At 65.9% G+C, this 659-nt stretch carries 1 protein-coding gene; it reads right to left on the minus strand.

Annotated elements, in window-relative coordinates; translation table 11 throughout:
• Positions 1–561: tyrosine-type recombinase/integrase (locus tag NKI25_RS36315; protein WP_353000987.1), on the minus strand; the 561-nt coding region annotated here is incomplete at its 3' end.
• Positions 562–659 lie beyond the last annotated feature (98 nt).

Genomic DNA, 659 nt, shown 5'->3' on the forward strand with positions numbered 1-659 from the left:
GCGCCACCAGGCGCGCAGAAGCCCGAGCAGCTGCGGCGACAGCATGGCGTGGCGGTCCTTGCGGCCCTTGCCCTGCTCGACGCGGATCAGCATGCGCGTCGAATCGATGTCGCTCACCTTGAGCGCCACGATCTCCGACACCCGCAACCCCGCCCCGTAGCCCGTGCCAAGCGCCGCCTTGTACTTCGGTCCCGGTGCGGCTTCGAGCAGCCGCGCCACCTCCTCGACGCTCAGCACCAGCGGCAGCTTGCGTGGCTGGCGGATGACGGTGAGACGGCGCGAGAGATCGGGCCGGTCGAGCGTCACGGTGAAGAAGAAGCGCAGCGCCGAGACCGCGCTGTTGATCCCCGGCGGCCGCATGCCGCTCTCGGTCTGGTGTAATTGGAAACGCCGCAGATCCTCAGCCGTCGCGGTATCAGGCGAGCGCCCGATGAAGGCTGCAAACGCCTTCACGCAACGGATATAGTCTCGGCGCGTATCCTCGGTGAAGCCGCGCATGGACATGTCTTCGATCATGCGCTCGCGAAGTGCGCTGCCGGATGGATGCGTAGGGACGGTCATCGGATGCTCCTCTCAAGCTGAAGGTTGACACTTCATGCTCGGAGGCCGATGGCCGTCCGTCACCCCTGATCGATTAAAGCCTCACCGACGCTGCCAAC

It is taken from the genome of Mesorhizobium sp. M0808, assembly GCF_040320025.1.
Lineage (GTDB): Bacteria > Pseudomonadota > Alphaproteobacteria > Rhizobiales > Rhizobiaceae > Mesorhizobium.